The sequence below is a fragment of the Virgibacillus byunsanensis genome (genome assembly GCF_042675965.1).
Lineage (GTDB): Bacteria > Bacillota > Bacilli > Bacillales > Amphibacillaceae > Virgibacillus_R > Virgibacillus_R byunsanensis.
Map to the genome: position 1 here is coordinate 187,092 of NZ_JBHTKJ010000001.1, position 13,889 is coordinate 200,980.

The window sequence follows — 13,889 nt, forward strand, 5'->3', positions numbered from 1 at the left end:
TGCTTTGGAGTGCAAGCCATAGTTGACTTATCTACTAAAAAAAGAACCCTCTACTACTAGAGTAAGGTTCTTTTCATCGGATGACAAATCGTTTTACTTTTTTAGATAATAATAATAGATATGATTTCTTAGGTATAGATGATGTTTCACCTTTTATCAACTTACGCCCAGCCTTCAGCGCTACTTGTTGGTAATTACCTAGCTTACCTTGATATATGAGTTGTAAATTATCATGTTTACGAATATCACCAGGTGTTAAAAAGTAGGTTGGTTTCCCAAATTGAAATGCGTCTACATCTTGTAATATCGTTCCAACAAACTGTGAGCAAAACATAGCGTTTTCACGGTTGATTTCAACTTGCAACAACACAGCGATTAATCCAATAAAATTATATTTAAAATTATCTTTTTGCTGTTCAATCTCTTTTATATGACTCATCACAGCATCCACATCGGAATCAGATACTTGGCATGCATAGACAGCACAATCTGAATTCTTCAGAAAATCACTACGTATATCCTCTTTAACAAATCCACCTATAAAAGGATTCCTAGGCTTCTTTCGACCGAAACTGTATACTTCCTGTAAATCACGATCAAAAGAAATAGAAACATGATTTAATGGTTGCCTTGTCGCAAAGTTGATCGCCCGAGATAAGTATGTCCCAGTATCTGTAAAGAGAAAATAAATTGTTGTCTCCCCCACGTACTTCCCCCTTCCACACCACAGCATAACTTGATCATTATTAGAAAACTTGGCATTCGTTAAGCCTTTATAGCGAATGGCCTAGTTGCACTTATGCAGATAAAGAAGTTTTATACTTTCTTACCTGCTTAAAAATAGTTATTCATCAATTGTTACATATTTTTCTAAAAAAATATAGTACTTTTTCTAATATATAAGATATTATATGCCCTTCATAAAACTTTACCTATAATTACCTATTTGCACAAGCATACTTTGTTAATAAACTTTTCTTCCTATATATATACTATATGAAATAAGATGGAAATGTTCTACATTGACTAAAACCATTAAATCTCGTATGATTACCATGATTACTATTTTTTATGGAGGAAGTTACGTGATAAATGTTTCTAATGTAAGTTTGCGATTTGGCGACAAGAAATTATTTGAAGATGTAAATATAAAGTTTACCCCTGGAAATTGTTATGGGTTAATCGGGGCAAATGGTGCAGGAAAGTCTACCTTCTTAAAAGTTTTATCAGGAGAGGTTGAAGCTCAATCGGGTCATGTGTCTCTATCTCCTGGGGAACGATTGGCTGTTTTAAAACAGGATCACTTTGCTTATGAAGAGCATCAAGTGTTGGATACTGTCTTAATGGGACATGAACGATTATATGCAGTTAAACAAGAAAAAGATGCTATATATATGAAAACGGATTTTTCAGAGGAAGATGGTATGCGTGCTGCCGAGCTTGAAGGTGACTTCGCCGAAATGAATGGTTGGGAAGCAGAGTCAGATGCAGCTGTCTTATTAAAAGGTCTAGGCATCGATGAAAAGCTGCATGATTTGAAGATGGCAGATCTTTCAGGCGATCAAAAGATTAAAGTATTACTTGCACAAGCATTGTTTGGAAGTCCAGATATTCTATTGTTGGATGAGCCAACAAACGGCTTGGATATACAGGCAATACAATGGCTGGAAGAGTTCCTCATTAACTTTGAAAATACAGTAATAGTCGTTTCCCACGATCGCCACTTTCTGAATAAAGTATGTACGCACATTGCTGATGTTGATTATGGTAAAATTCAAATTTATATAGGAAACTATGACTTCTGGTATGAATCAAGTCAGCTTGCAGCAAGAATGGCACAAGAAGAAAACAAGAAAAAAGAAGATAAAATTAAAGACTTACAATCCTTTATTGCCAGATTTAGCGCGAATGCTTCTAAATCTAAGCAGGCAACATCACGTAAGAAGTTACTAGACAATATTACCCTTGATGATATTAAACCATCATCACGTAAATACCCGTATATATCTTTCACCCCAGAACGGGAAATTGGGAATGACTTATTACTTGTTGAAGGATTAACAAAAACAATAGGCGGCAAGAAGGTATTAAATAATGTTAGCTTTACCATGAACAAGGATGATAAAATCGCTCTCATTGGTAAAGATGATATTGCCAAAACAACGTTGTTTAAAATTATCATGGGAGAAATGGAACCTGATTCAGGAACATATAAGTGGGGTGTCACAACATCGCAATCCTACTTCCCTAAAGATAATGCCAAGTACTTCGAAAATAACGATTTACCATTAGTAGACTGGCTTAGACAATATTCACCAGAAGATCAAACGGAAACATTTTTACGTGGTTTTCTAGGCAGAATGTTATTCTCAGGTGAAGAAGCGCTTAAGAAGGCAAGTGTCCTATCAGGTGGAGAAAAAGTTCGTTGTATGCTATCCCGTATGATGCTAAGTAATGCGAATGTGTTGATTTTAGATGAACCAACAAACCACCTTGATTTAGAGTCCATCACTTCTTTAAACAATGGTCTGATAAAATTCAAAGGTTCTATCCTTTTTACATCACATGACCATCAATTCGTAAATAGTATTTCTAATCGCCTGATTGAGATTACACCAAGCGGTATTATTGATAAAGAAATGAGCTATGACGAATACGTTCAAGATAAAGAATTACAGAAAAAAGTTAATGAAATGTATGCTGTTTAAACAAATAAACGTTCCCTCAAAAGATTAAGGGTTCAGTTGCCTATCGCAAACATTATAAATGTAAAATAAAATGCCCATCAATTTGCATGCTAACTTGATGGGCATTTTTGTTGGTATAATTGTATTTACTGTTTAAAATCCATATAATTATAGTGTAATTTGTTCCCCGATTTGTTAGGTGAAAGGCTTTTAAACATCTGTATTGAAGGTAGATATATACATATTTTGAAGGGGATTAGAATATTAAAAAAGGCATAAGTGGTGTGAAACACTTCACTATTAAATAAAAAACCTGATTTCATTCCACACGATGGTTTTGTTGAGTGGAAACTTATTCCTGGTTGTTGGTTACAAGTAGCAGAAGGTAGTCTTACTGAAGGTAATGCACCATTATGTTTAGGTGTTACAAATATTGAATCTGAAAGAGAAGGACTTATTAGAAAACTTGGCTTAACGCCAATCCTTAGTTGCACTTATGCAGAAAAGAAAGTTTTATACTTTCTTTTCTGCTAAAAAACATAAAATAGATAGCTTTGAAATACACTCAAGACCAGATAGTTCCAGTTAAAGTGGGACTTTCACTGACCCTTGGGGAAATCGTCTTAGATTTTTTGAATACTTGGATAAGACTGAATTACAAGAACGGATAAAAACTATTATAGGAAAAGTGGAAGTTTAATTTATAACGGGTGCGATTGCTCAAGAGGACAATCGCTTCTTGAGTAAACGAGGCAGATAATAGACGAACAAATTTCATCCGGACTCCAGTGCCCTTATTTGTGTGAAAAACAGTGAATTCTAAGGTCAAGCGGACTCAGGGGATCTTATTACATGAAAAATAGTCTATAACTCCTGGAACTGTTACAAATAAGGTCCACTCAGTCCGACAACAGCGATAATTATACATAATGAAAGGAAATAAGGTCCAATGAGTCCGCAAAAAAGATAGGCTGTCCTATGATCAAGCAGTGTAATTTCTATTTAAGTAAAGCTTTAGTTCAATAAGAGTTAAATTTAAGTATTAGAAAACTTAGCACTCGTTAAAGGGATTCTTGGTAAGCGTACTTTGCTTTCTTAGAATCCCTTATGCTTTGGAGTGCAAGCCTTTATGGTGAATGACCTAGTTGCACTTATGCAAATAAGAAAGTTTTTATACTTTCTTATCTGCTAAGAAAAATCTCAGTTCAGTGAAATGAGATTTTTAATTACAAATACCACTACAATTACGCTTCGAATAATTTTGCAAATTTAGGTACATTTTATAGTGTGATTTCGAGTTTTGCCGTAGGTATCAGAACCCATTACTCAAGGGAACATTTTTTTAATTCTTTTGCAGTTATTTTTTCTAGCATTTCTTTTGTCATTTTAGCAATATCATACTCCACTTTGAAATCCCATTCTTTTTTTGCAGCTGAAGAATCAATACTATTCGGCCAACTTTCAGCAATTTTTTGTCGGATTGGGTCTACATCATATGACATTTTAAATTCAGGAATGTGCTTCTGGATCTCATACATAAAATCCTCTGGTGCTGCTGATATTGCTGATATATTAAATGCATTTCGATGTTCTAGCCTACTAGAATCAGCTTCCATTAACTGTATAATTGCATTTACTGCATCAGGCATGTACATCATATCCATGTACGTATTTTCGGCAATATATGACGTGTATGCTTTATTTTTAATAGCTTTATAATAAATTTCTACAGCATAATCTGTTGTACCCCCACCCGGTGGAGTTAAATATGAAATTAGTCCAGGGTAACGCACTCCACGCGTGTCAACTCCAAAACGGTGATAGTAATAATCACAAAGTAATTCTCCTGCAACCTTATTTACACCATACATTGTTGTTGGGCGTTGAATCGTGTCTTGTGGTGTATTATCCTTTGGTGTCAATGGACCGAATGCACCAATCGAGCTAGGTGTGAAGAATTGCAACTCAAGCTCTCTGGCAACTTCAAGTCCATTTACTAGTCCACCCATATTTAAGTCCCATGCTTTTTTCGGCATTGCTTCTGCTTTTGCAGATAATAAAGCCGCTAAATGCATGATTGTATCAACCTCGTATTTCTTAGCGATTTCAAACATTTCATCTGCATTTGTAACATCTAATACTTCAAATGGACCTTTTTCCATTTCTGCTTGATTAGATCTGATATCTGAACCAATTATATTTGAGGCTCCATATCGTTCGCGCAATGTTGTGACAAGCTCTGAGCCGATTTGACCAAGAGCTCCGGTGACAAGAATCTTCTTCATAGTTTACCCCCAAAATTGATTATCAACTGTTAGATAATACCCATTTCTTTTCCGACTTTTTTGTATACGGAGATAGTGGTATCTAGCATTTCTTTTGTATGTGCTGCTGTTGGCATATTACGTACTCGCCCTGTTCCTTTAGGTACAGTAGGAAATACAATCGATTTTGCATAAACGCCTTCTTCATATAATCTTTTACTAAACGCTTGTGTCTCTTTTTCATCACCAATAATACATGGTGTAATTGGCGTTTCACTCTTTCCAATGTCAAAGCCGAGTTTTTCTAGTCCACTTTTCAAGTAGTTAGCATTTTCCCAGAGTCTTTCGTTCAATTCAGTACTTTCGAGTAATAGTTCAATTGCTTTCGTACTAGCAGCTGCATCTGCTGGAGAAACCGCAGTAGAAAATAAAAATGGACGTGATCGAACTTTCAACCAGTCAATCAAATTTGCTTTACCAGCTACATATCCGCCAATAACACCAATTGCTTTTGAGAGGGTACCCATTTGGAAATCAACTTTATCTTGTAAGCCAAAGTGTTTTACTGTTCCAGCACCTTTACCTAAAACACCAGAGCCGTGAGCATCATCCACATAGGATATAAGATCAAATTCTTCTGCAATTTCAACGATCTCTGGAAGTTTAGCAATATCCCCATCCATTGAAAATACACCATCTGTAATTACCATAATCTTATTGTAGTTACCAGAATCGACTGCTTCTTTTGCCTTTTGACGTAAATCATCCATATCGGAGTGTTCAAATGGGATAATTTTTGCTTTTGATAAACGGCAACCATCAATTATAGAAGCATGGTTTAATGCATCTGAAAGAATAGCATCATTTTTATCCATTACAGCTGAAATTGCAGCCATATTACAATTAAACCCAGACTGATACGATATGACAGCTTCAGTTCCTTTAAAATCAGCTAATTTTTCTTCTAATTCAATATGAAGATCCAACGTACCATTAATTGTACGAACAGCACCTGCTCCTACTCCATATGAATCCACTGCTTCTTTTGCAACTTTTTTCAAACGGTCATCGGTAACAAGCCCCAAGTAATTATTCGAGGAAAGATTTATTAACTTTTTATTATCTATATTGATAATTGGTCCATTTGCTCCTTCAACAGGGTCGATTTCATTGTATAGACCACGGTCTTTTAATTCAGTAATATTTTCATCAAGAAACGAGTGTAAAATCTTACTAGTCATTCTTTTTCCTCCTTGTTATGTAAGCGCTTTATACACATTTGTTCTTTCACAGTGTACAAACTATACATTAAAAAGTTGATTTACCTACAGTTTATCATATAATTTAAAATTTGTTTACTATGAACAAACATTTCCTTTTCATGTATTGATAGTTTTATTATTTGATGAGATACACATATTCATACATATATCTTTATTATTTACTAATTTGGTTCGTTTTTATTTTGCAATAATTACCTGCTACATTATTATAAAAACATATGGTTTCTATTCTTTTTTTTGATTATACTATACTTATAGAAATGTACTTTAATTGGGGGTAGTATAATGAAGAAGTTATTAATAGCCCTATTTTTTATGCTAATTTTAGGATTTAGTTTCATTGGTGTCACAAACTCACCCATTGATATAGAGGAGAATGTTGATCATGATGATCAATCAGCAATCATAGAATCATATTAGTTTAGGGTTTATATATAACATAAAAAAGGAAAGCATCTTAGTAGAGATGCTTTCCTAAATGATTGCTGGCTATTTTTAAATTATTTATTTAGTATTGTTACATTAACCGTTCTTACGCCCCAGCTAAATGCTTCATCTTTTGTTGGTACATGAAGGTCGATTTTGTTTCCTTTGATTGCACTACCAATATCTGCAGCTGTTGCATAACCATAACCTTCAACATATACTTCCGAACCTAATGGGATAACACTTGGATCAACAGCAATTACTTTTGCATTTGGGTTTTCATTCAAATTAACTCCTGTTGACGTTATTCCAGAACATCCATCACAACCTGCTGTATATGCTGTTGCTGATACCGTAATTGTTTTACCTTCTGGATTTTCTTGATTGTTTGGTTCCGGTGATTCACTAGTTTGTTCTGTATTTTGTGTTGATTCATTGTTATCGGGTTGATTTTCATTAGATGTAGTTGCTACTGCTTGTCCCTCTTGTACTACATTAGTACCTTTAATTTCTAGTTCCTGTCCAATAACTATTAAATCTGTTTTTAAATGGTTCCATTCTTTTAACTCATCAACCGATACTTCATATTCTTTACTAACATTACTTAATGTATCGCCTCTTTCTACTACATATGTTTCATTTATAAAAAGTTTTTGTTTTGGATGAATAGTAGTAGATTTTAAATCATTTATGTCAACCAAATCCTCAACTGTAGTATCATATTCGTTTGCTATTCCCCAAAGGGTATCCCCTTCTATAACTTCGTATTCCTCAGCTGAAACATATGTCCCAGCCATGCCAGCTATAATGACACCTGCAACAAGTGCTGCTAATTTCTTTCTCATAGGTAGTCCCTCCTTAAATTTCTGACATTGCCTATCGTACCACAGCATAATAGACAATACAGTTACGAGACTTTTAAAAGTCTATTACAAGGATTACCCAATCTACTAATAAATATTACAAGTGTAATAGATTTGAGATAAAATACCCATATTTATCATAGTAACTAGATATAAAGTCCTTATTTTTGTAATTTGGTAATCCTTCATCAGTAATTCATCATACCTATGATATAGCTTTATTTAAGGTGTTTATCAAGAATTATAGTAAGCTTTTAAAACACAAAAAGAAGGAGCCCTCGGTTATTGGCTCCTTCTTGTAATAATTCTAATTATTCAGCAGCTGGTGCTTCTTCAGCAGTAACTGCAATATCATAACGATACATGCCTGTTCCATCACCGATATAATAGTTATGAACACGGTTGTTAACAGGTACTACCATTGAACGGTATAATGTTGGGAATACTGGTACTTCCTCAACCATTAATTGCTGCCATTCATTATAAACTTCTTGACGGTATTCTACATCAAATGCTTCTTCAGAAATACCTTTTGCTAACAATTCAGTGTTTTCCTCACTTTCATAACGTGAGAAGTTAAACATTGCCTCGCGACCATAAAGTCCACTAGGATCTACGTCAATACCTACACCCCAAGCACCTTGATAAATGTCAACTTCTGGGTCATCATTACCACCATTTCCAACACGCTCATAGAACGTGTTAAACTCTAGTAAACGACCATCAATAAGTTCTACATTAAGACCAACAGCTTCCCACGACTGAATATAATATCGAGCCAATGGTTCAGCAGTATCGCCACCTGACATAGAAGCAAAGTTAATGACTAATTCTTCTCCATCAGGATCTTCACGTAGTCCATCACCATCAGTATCAACATAACCTGCTTCATCAAGTAGTGCTTTTGCAGCATCAGGATCATATTCTAAACCAGGATTAGAATCATCATGGAATTCTGGATGGGACGGTGGAATAAGTGTTGTTCCAGCCCAACGAAGTCCATTGTAGAATTCCTCTCCAACAGCATTGTTATCTACAGCATGCCACATAGCTTTACGTAAATTAACATCGCCCATTTTAGCATCTGGATTTGGAGCTACTACTCCATTGTCAGCATCCCAAGTCCCTAATTTAAAGCCAATATACGTATAAGCACGATCTACATCACCAAGAAACTCAACATTTGACATGTCTGCGTTATCTGGATATTGATCAACTGGGAATGAGCTAACTGTGTCCACTCCACCAGTTTCTAGTTCGTTTACTACAACAGTAGGATCTACTACTTTTACAATAACTTCATCAAGATTTGGTTCCCCACGCCAATAGTCTTCGTTCTTAGACATCGTTACAGATTCACCAGGTACGATTGATTCTACTTTAAATGGTCCAAATCCAATAGGGTTTTCACGTACTTCTGGTGAAGAAGACATATCAGCAACCGGTATATCACCAAAAATGTGTTTCGCTAGTGGATATGACCAAATACCACCAGTTACAAGTGATGGAGTTGATTGTAGATACGTAATTTTCAATGTTTTCTCATCAACTACTTCAATACCTGAAATTGAATCAGCTTCTCCATCGTGATACTCTACCATGCCTTCAACATTCTGTAATGTTCCATCATAACGGTCACCATCATAGTCTGGGTGCCCAATTACTTCATGTGCAAACTCCCAATCTTCAGCTGTAACTGGTTCACCATCATGCCAGTTTACATCATCACGTATAGAGAACGTAAATGTCTTACCATCTTCAGATACTTCATAGGTTGCAGCGCCATCGTTCGTATATACAAAGCTCTCGTCCCACGTTAGCATTCCTTCGTCAAACCAGTTAAGGATCTGAGCATCAGGGTCACCACCGTAGAAGTTCCAATTTAATGTACCTTCAAATACAGTATCTGAAACTAACCCAAATGTTAATGAGCCACCATCAATTGCTTCCCCTTCATTATTCTTTATTTTATCAAAATCGTCTATCGAATATAGGCCGTCATCTTCAGCCTCTTCCTCTTCTTCATCCTCTTCAGTACCTTCTTCTTCAGTACCCTCTTCCTCTGTATCACCTGAATCATCTGGCTCTTCACTAGATGTATCGTCACTACATGCAACTAACGCAAGCATTAAAACAAGCATAAGTGCAAAAAGCAACTTACTAAAACTAATCTTTCTCATACCTTGTACCCTCCCTTTTATTTAAAACTTCTTGCTAACAGCCAGCATTACATAAACACTGACTTATATACTCAACATCAACACACTATTAGCGTATTGATGTAGGTAACTAGTTGATAAAGGCTATTAACCTCTTCTTTGTCTAGCATCGGTTGCTCGTTTAAGTGCTTCACCGACGTTTCTTATAGCCAACATCAATAATAAAATTAATATGGATGCAGGCATCCAAATCCACCATCTATTCTCCAGTGTTTGCGGGTTTCTTGCATAACTTAATAGCGTCCCTAGACTTGGGGTATCTTCTGGAAAGCCGAATCCTAAAAAGGATAGGCCTGATTCTAAACCAATATTTGCTGCTAAATTCAATGTCATTGTTACAATAATAAGGGAACTTATATTTGGTAGTACTTGTGAAAATATAATATTAGTATGGGATGAGCCTAGTGTTTTAGACGCCTGAACATAGTCGAGTTCCTTTTCCTGAAGGGCTTTTGACCTTATTAACCGGGCAATTCCCATCCATAAAAATGCTGTCATAATGAGTGAAAAGGTCCAAATGCTATATTTGGGAACCATTGATACAAAAACAATTACAATCATTAGAACCGGTAGGATAAGGAAGAAATCAAGAATTCGCATCATAATGTTATCGATATGTCCACCAAAATAACCAGATATAATTCCGAACACAACTCCGATAAGTCCAGTCATTAACGTTACCAAAATCCCAATTGAGAGTGAATTTTTAGTACCGATTATTAATTGACCAAAAACGTCACGTCCCCCGTAATCTGTACCTAGTATAAATTCGTCATTTGGAGCCTCGTGAATGGAAAATAAATCAACCGTTACAATTTCGTCTTGATCTAATATCAATGAAACACCATATACAAACACCGAAATTAGTATTAGAAAAATAAGCGATATAAGGGCAACTTTATCCCTCATAATTTCACGCCAGATAATATTGAAGCCAGATGGACTCTTCTCAGGTCTTTTATTCGTCTGAGTGCCCAAATTAACCTTGTTCGTTTCCATTATAATTCACCTCAGAGTCTATCTTGTTCTATTTAATGCGAATACGAGGATCCACAAGACTTAGTATTATATCTGAAAGTAGTGCCCCTAGTATCGAGGCAATTCCAAATAAGAGAACAACAGCCGTTACAACGGTATAATCACGTATCATAATTGATTCTAAAAAGAGTTGTCCCATACCCGGGTATCCAAATATTTGTTCAACAAAGATGGTTCCACCGATTAATCCGGTAATTTCAAAGCCAAAGAAAGCAGCGATCGGTAATAACGAATTTCGCAATATATGACTATTATAGACTCTCGACTCTGATGCCCCTTTAGATCTAGCTGTTATAATAAAATCTTTTTGTTTTGTATCAATAATTTCACTTCGTAAGTACTGTACAGTATTCACTGTTGTAATTAACGCCAAAGATAATGCAGGTAGTATTAAATGATAAATTTTGCTTATGACATAATCAACTGTTCCTGGTTCGAGCCCAGGCGAAACACTTCCACTTGTCGGAAACCAGCCAAAGTGAAAACCGAATATCCAAAGCATTACTAATGCAAAAATAAACAATGGAGTAGCAAACCCTAAGTACGTGTACCCTGTAATTGACTGATCCAGCCAAGAATCATTATAACGTCCACTTGTTATACCAAGCGGGATTGCAATTAAATAGGTAAATATTAATGTAGCAAGTGACAGCCAAAATGTATTTACAATACGCTGTCCAACAATATCTGTTACATCCATTTTGAACCGAAATGATTGTCCTAAATCTCCTGTAATAGCTCCCCCTACCCAATCCGCATATTGGATGTGCCATGGGTCGTTTAAACCAAGAGCTTCTCTTCTTTCTTCAATAGTTGCAGGGTCAATATTAGGATCAATTAACCCTGAAAGTGCATCACCTGGCATCATTTTTGCCATCATGAATATTAAAATGCTTAGTAATATAATTTGAGGAATCATTATTAAAATTCGACGTATTGAGAATTTCCACATATTATTTTCAACCTTTCTCAGGCAAAGCCACTAAATGTGTGTCAGATACGGGCTGTAACTTATAGGCCAAGCCCTCATCGTCAAAGTAATCATTATACGACTGATCATATTCTGTATTTACTTCTTGACGAAATTGAAGCTGTTTGCCACGATTATTAGGGTCAATATCAGGAATAGCTGATACAAGACGTTTCGTATAAATATGCTGCGGGTCATTAAATATTTCTTCCATTGTTCCTTGCTCAACATATCGACCTTTATACATAATCCCTATATGGTCACACATATGTTTGATAACCCCTAAATCATGACCTATAAAAAGGTAGGTGAGATCAAGCTCACTTTGAATGTCCCTCATAAAATTCAAAACCTGTGCTTGAACGGATACATCAAGCGCGGATACGGGCTCATCAGCAATAATTATCTTTGGTTTTAAAGCAATTGCTCGTGCAATTCCAATCCTTTGTCGCTGACCGCCCGAGAATTCATGTGGATACTTAAAAACGCTTTCAGGACTTAAACCCACTAATTCCATTAACTCATCAATCCGTTTTTTCTCTTCTAGCTTTGATAATTTTTCAAAGTTTCGTAGTGGCTCTGCCACAATATCGAGCACACGTTTTTTTGGATTTAATGATGAATATGGATCTTGGAAAATCATCTGGATATCTTTTCGAACATCTAATTTAGAGCGTTTCAAATTCGTAATATCTTGTCCATCATACAAGACCTTACCAGAAGTGATATCATTCAAACCTATAATTGCTCGTCCCGTAGTTGTTTTACCAGAACCTGATTCACCAACAAGCCCATATGTCATTCCTTTTTCAATGGAAAGTGAAACGCCGTCAACTGCCTTTACATCTCCTACTTTTCTACCGAATATTCCACCTTTAATAGGAAAGTGCACTTTTAGATCTTCTACTTCAAGAAACGCCATGGTGGTGGTCCTCCTTGCTTTCGTCTGGGAAGTAAAAATGTTTGTAACAGGTACACCGTACAAAATGTCCTGGTGCTACCTCATGAAGTTCAGGGTATTCCTCATGAACTGATTCGTCCATCCAAGGAATTCTTGATCCGAAGCGACAGCCTTCACGTGGTAAATGTTGCAATGAAGGTACAATTCCCTGTATTACATGTAGCTTCGTTTTCAGGTTAGAGGCATTCGGAATAGAACTTAACAATGACTTGGTATAGGGATGTAATGGCTGACCAAATAATGTATAAACATCTGCAACTTCAACAATTTGTCCAGCGTACATAACAGCAACACGATCGGCTGTTTCAGCAACTACCCCTAAATCATGCGTTATAAGAACAATTCCAGCTTGCATGTCTTCTTTTAGATCATTTATTAAATCGAGGATTTGTGATTGGATTGTTGCATCAAGTGCCGTTGTTGGTTCATCAGCAATAAGTAATTCTGGATCATTAGCAATAGCGGTTGCAATGATAACCCGTTGGCGCATTCCACCCGATAATTCATGCGGAAACTGATTATACGTATGTTTTGGGTTTGGAATTCCCACTTTATCTAGCAAATGAATTACTTTTTCTTTTCTTTTAGATTTTGATTGGGTTTTATTATGAAGATATAAAACTTCTCCAATTTGATCACCAATGATCATTAAAGGATTTAATGATGTGAGAGGATCCTGAAAAATCATACTAATATTTTTGCCGCGCAATTTATTCAATTTAACATCGGAAGTGTTGGCAATTTCCTGATCTTTGTATGAAATACTTCCTTCCATTTTTGCTCGATTATGTAATCCCATTATTGAAAAAGCAAGGGCGCTCTTTCCACAACCTGATTCACCAACAATTGCTAAAGTTTCATTTTTGTTAACTGTTAGTGATACATCATCCACTGCAGCGTAATAGTTGTCTTTAATCCGAAATGATGTTTTCAGATTCTTTATTTCTAGTAACTTTTCATCCAAATTAATCACCCTATTAGTTTTAGTTTATCTATTTCAGATAGTGACAATTATTTATCCACCACTATTAAATACCTATCAACCTACAAAATTGAAGAAACACCCATTTTTTTAGTTTGTTTTCTTTTTGTTTTATCGTTAGAAATTCTTTAATCAAACTAATTAGTGTTATAGGAGCGTTTCCTTTTGTTTTTACTATTCAAATTTAAGTATATCT

The 13,889-nt window shown here is 35.6% G+C and carries 11 protein-coding genes and 1 pseudogene; 3 read left to right on the forward strand and 9 right to left on the reverse strand.

Going from position 1 to position 13,889, the window contains the following annotated elements; translation table 11 throughout:
- Positions 1 to 73: 73 nt before the first annotated feature.
- Positions 74 to 706 carry a hypothetical protein gene (locus ACFQ3N_RS00850; protein ID WP_390358641.1) on the reverse strand — a complete coding sequence of 211 codons (633 nt, stop codon included), beginning with the start codon at positions 704 to 706 and terminating at the stop codon, positions 74 to 76.
- Positions 707 to 1,085: 379 nt separating this feature from the next.
- Between ACFQ3N_RS00850 and ACFQ3N_RS00855 the strand changes: the two genes are divergently transcribed.
- Complete coding sequence (locus ACFQ3N_RS00855) at positions 1,086 to 2,708, forward strand: ABC-F family ATP-binding cassette domain-containing protein (RefSeq protein WP_390358643.1); 1,623 nt, start codon at positions 1,086 to 1,088, stop codon at positions 2,706 to 2,708.
- 273 nt (positions 2,709 to 2,981) lie between these two features.
- Positions 2,982 to 3,387 (forward strand): annotated as a pseudogene (locus tag ACFQ3N_RS00860) (hypothetical protein); the annotation flags it as partial.
- Between the two features lie 622 nt (positions 3,388 to 4,009).
- On the opposite strand, the gene ACFQ3N_RS00865 reads toward ACFQ3N_RS00860, so the two are convergent.
- Together ACFQ3N_RS00865 and ACFQ3N_RS00870 are read right to left on the reverse strand one after the other, a co-directional pair.
- Positions 4,010 to 4,972 carry an L-threonine 3-dehydrogenase gene (locus ACFQ3N_RS00865; protein WP_390358645.1) on the reverse strand — a complete coding sequence of 321 codons (963 nt, stop codon included), beginning with the start codon at positions 4,970 to 4,972 and terminating at the stop codon, positions 4,010 to 4,012.
- Positions 4,973 to 5,001: 29 nt separating this feature from the next.
- On the reverse strand, positions 5,002 to 6,192 hold the full coding sequence (locus ACFQ3N_RS00870) for a glycine C-acetyltransferase (RefSeq protein ID WP_390358647.1): 1,191 nt from the start codon (positions 6,190 to 6,192) through the stop codon (positions 5,002 to 5,004).
- A gap of 327 nt (positions 6,193 to 6,519) precedes the next feature.
- Here ACFQ3N_RS00870 and ACFQ3N_RS00875 point away from each other — a divergent pair, with 327 nt between their 5' ends.
- Positions 6,520 to 6,654, forward strand: a complete 135-nt coding sequence (locus ACFQ3N_RS00875) for a hypothetical protein (protein WP_390358649.1) — start codon at positions 6,520 to 6,522, stop codon at positions 6,652 to 6,654.
- 80 nt (positions 6,655 to 6,734) lie between these two features.
- On the opposite strand, the gene ACFQ3N_RS00880 is transcribed toward ACFQ3N_RS00875, so the two are convergent.
- The 6 genes from ACFQ3N_RS00880 to ACFQ3N_RS00905 all read right to left on the reverse strand — a co-directional run bounded on the left by ACFQ3N_RS00880 (position 6,735) and on the right by ACFQ3N_RS00905 (position 13,675).
- The gene (locus ACFQ3N_RS00880; RefSeq protein ID WP_390358650.1) at positions 6,735 to 7,505 is read right to left on the reverse strand and encodes a 3D domain-containing protein; all 771 of its coding nucleotides are present in this window, start codon (positions 7,503 to 7,505) and stop codon (positions 6,735 to 6,737) included.
- A 329-nt stretch (positions 7,506 to 7,834) separates the two neighbouring features.
- Positions 7,835 to 9,703, reverse strand: a complete 1,869-nt coding sequence (opp4A, locus tag ACFQ3N_RS00885) for an oligopeptide ABC transporter substrate-binding protein (protein ID WP_390358652.1) — start codon at positions 9,701 to 9,703, stop codon at positions 7,835 to 7,837.
- A 126-nt stretch (positions 9,704 to 9,829) separates the two neighbouring features.
- A complete protein-coding gene (locus ACFQ3N_RS00890) occupies positions 9,830 to 10,741 on the reverse strand; it encodes an ABC transporter permease (protein WP_390358654.1) in 912 nt (303 codons plus the stop codon).
- A gap of 28 nt (positions 10,742 to 10,769) precedes the next feature.
- Positions 10,770 to 11,732 carry an oligopeptide ABC transporter permease gene (gene opp4B, locus ACFQ3N_RS00895; RefSeq protein ID WP_390358655.1) on the reverse strand — a complete coding sequence of 321 codons (963 nt, stop codon included), beginning with the start codon at positions 11,730 to 11,732 and terminating at the stop codon, positions 10,770 to 10,772.
- A 7-nt stretch (positions 11,733 to 11,739) separates the two neighbouring features.
- Positions 11,740 to 12,672, reverse strand: coding sequence for an ABC transporter ATP-binding protein (locus ACFQ3N_RS00900; protein ID WP_390358657.1), 933 nt, complete (start codon positions 12,670 to 12,672; stop codon positions 11,740 to 11,742).
- Positions 12,659 to 13,675, reverse strand: coding sequence for an ABC transporter ATP-binding protein (locus ACFQ3N_RS00905; protein ID WP_390358659.1), 1,017 nt, complete (start codon positions 13,673 to 13,675; stop codon positions 12,659 to 12,661). The genes ACFQ3N_RS00900 and ACFQ3N_RS00905 overlap by 14 nt, the downstream gene beginning before the upstream one ends.
- Positions 13,676 to 13,889 lie beyond the last annotated feature (214 nt).